Consider the following 1,914-nt stretch of genomic DNA (forward strand, 5'->3'; position numbering starts at 1 on the left):
GCGGGGCCGGCTCGGCCGCCGCGGTCGTCGCCGCGGTCGTCGCCGCGGTCGTCGCTGCGGGCGAAGAAGGCGAAGAAGACGCAGAGGCCGTCGCGGGCGCGTTGCCGGCCACCGCCGGCTGCCGTTGCTGCTGCAGCGTGGCGAGCTGGGCCTTCACCTCCGCCAGTTCGGCGGCCAGACGGTCGAGCTTGCGGGCGAGTTCAGCCTCGGTGGCCGTCTGCGCGTGCGCGGCGCCGGCGAGCAGCAGGCCGCCGGCCAGCAGGGCCTGGGCGAGAACGGAAGGCGCCAGTCGCGGCGCGCGGAGTTCGGTGTTGCGCATGATGTCGTTGTTCATTCGTGGAAAGCGGGAAGTCCGGAAGGGGCAGGGCGCCGGCGTCGGCGGGCACCGCCCGGCTCAACGGCGGTAGCCGTCGTTGAGCGTCTGCAGGAAGGTGATGACGTCGTCGATCTCGGCGTCGGTCAGCGCCGGCGCGTCGCCGGGGCCGCGGTTGTAGGGCACCTCGGTCGTGTTCACGTTGGCGTGGTACTGCCGGGGCAGGTCGTCGAACTTGTTGACGCTGCCGTCGGCGTTCTTCGAGTACCACTTCTCCGGATTCGTGTCGCGCTGGACGTAGAAGGTCACCGCGTCCTTGAGCGTGCCGAAACGGCCGTTGTGGAAGAACGCCTGCCGTCGCGCGACGTTGCGCAGCGACGGCACCTTGAAGGCGCCGCAGAGATCCGCACGGCCGGGCAGGTCCGCGCGTTCGCACAGGCCGAGGTCGAAGTAGGTCGCGTCGGCGTTGGCCGTGATCGCCGCGTTGCGCGGCACGCCGAGGTTGTCGTAGGTGAAGTCCGTGAACAGCGGGAAGCTGCCGTCCGCGCCCTTGGCCGACGGGTGGCAGCCTATGCAGTTGCCCTTGACCGGGTTGTTGAACAGCGCGAGGCCGCGCTTCTCGGCATCGGTCAGCGCGACGTTGCCGCGCAGGAATTCGTCGTACTTGCTGCTGAAGGCGCGGAAGTCCGCGTCCTCCTGCTGGTACTGCGACAGCGCCAACTGCATGCGGGCCATCGCGTCGTCCGGCCGGCTCAGGATGTCCGCGCCGAAGACGGTCTTGAACTCGCTCGCGTAACTCGCATTGGCGAGCTTGGCGACAACGGCGGCCACGTCCGGGTTGGCCATCTCGACCGGATTCAGGAAGGGCTCGCGCGACTGGTCGGCCAGGCTCGCGGCGCGGCCGTCCCAGAAGAAGCCGCCGGTGGGCGTGCCGTCCGATGCGAAGACGAAGGCGCGGTTGAACGTCAGGTAGTTGATCGACGGGGCCTGGCGCCGGCCCTGCCGGTCCATCAGCGCGCCGCCGAGCTGGACCGCCAGCGCATTGGCGGGCGAGTGGGCGTTGTCCGGGCTGTGGCAGGTCGCGCAGGACTGGCGGCCCGACGCGGACAGCGAGACGTCCTTGAAGATCTTTTCGCCCAGCGCCGCCTGGGCGCTGAGCGTGGCCGCCGGCGGGACGGCGGCATCGCCGCGGGCCTCACCGCCGCCGCCGCAGGCGCTCAGCAGCAAAGCGGTCATCGCAGCGAGCCAGGCACCCGAAAAACCGGCGCTCCTGCCACGACCCCCACCGGCCCCCAAGGGCTGCTCCATCTCCGTTCCATCCTGGAACCGGACGGCATTCGACGCCATCAACATGCTTCTCCTGTTCTTGTTCTGCACTAATGCGAACTATTCGCAATTGTGTTTTTACGAACTCAGATACAGGAAATTTCTGTCTGTCGTGTTGTTTGTCTGCGGTTCTTCAGGTGGGCTTCAGGAAGCGAGACGGGGCGATCCCAGGCTCATTCGGCGGTCTCGGACCACCACTTCCGCGCCATCACGGCCAGCGGGACGGCCATCAGCGCCGCACAGGCCCAGGCGTAGCCGCTGCCGCCCGGCAGGAT

2 protein-coding genes are annotated in these 1,914 nt (G+C 68.9%); both read right to left on the reverse strand.

What is annotated here, in order from left to right; genetic code table 11:
- A partial coding sequence (locus VF536_RS08400; protein WP_414710318.1) for a hypothetical protein occupies nucleotides 1-334 on the reverse strand: 334 nt, incomplete at its 3' end.
- A gap of 60 nt (nucleotides 335-394) precedes the next feature.
- Entirely contained in the window at nucleotides 395-1,549 is a 1,155-nt protein-coding gene (locus VF536_RS08405; RefSeq protein WP_331614373.1) for a cytochrome-c peroxidase, read from the reverse strand.
- Between the last annotated feature and the right edge of the window lie 365 nt (nucleotides 1,550-1,914).

Origin of the sequence: Roseateles sp. (genome assembly GCF_036486225.1) — a bacterium.
Classification (GTDB): Bacteria; Pseudomonadota; Gammaproteobacteria; order Burkholderiales; family Burkholderiaceae_C; genus Roseateles.

Excerpts from the sequence above, each read along its gene's own strand:
- VF536_RS08405 (WP_331614373.1), bottom strand. The coding sequence starts at position 1,549 with ATGACCGCTTTGCTGCTGAGCGCCTGCGGCGGCGGCGGTGAGGCCCGC.